At 31.3% G+C, this 326-nt stretch carries 1 protein-coding gene; it reads left to right on the top strand.

Annotation, left to right across the window (positions count from 1 at the left end; genetic code table 11):
- A partial coding sequence (locus B2U95_RS15050) for a DUF2721 domain-containing protein (protein ID WP_296317588.1) occupies positions 1–326 on the top strand: 326 nt, incomplete at both ends.

The following is a 326-nucleotide window of genomic DNA, read 5'->3' as shown; positions in this document are numbered from 1 at the left end:
CCTGCACTTTTATTCTCAGCAATATCTTTAATAATGCTGGCTTATACCAATCGCTTTTTGGCTTATGCAGCAATAATTCGTAACCTAAAGGACCAATTTATTAAGAAGCAAGACAAATCGATCCTTAGACAAATAGACAACTTAAAATTAAGAGTTAAGTTAACGCGCTATATGCAAATTTCTGGAATTAGTAGTTTGTTGTTTTGCGTACTTACTATGTTTTTAATTTATATAGGCTTTGCAGTTGTTGCAGTTTGGGCCTTTGGTATAGGTTTACTATTGCTAATTATTTCCTTAGTATTTTTAATATGGGAAATTCAAATATC

This window comes from Winogradskyella sp. UBA3174 (genome assembly GCF_002364335.1).
GTDB lineage: Bacteria > Bacteroidota > Bacteroidia > Flavobacteriales > Flavobacteriaceae > Winogradskyella.
The sequence above is the reverse complement of the archived record's forward strand: the minus strand, read 5'-3'. Positions and strand labels throughout refer to the sequence as shown.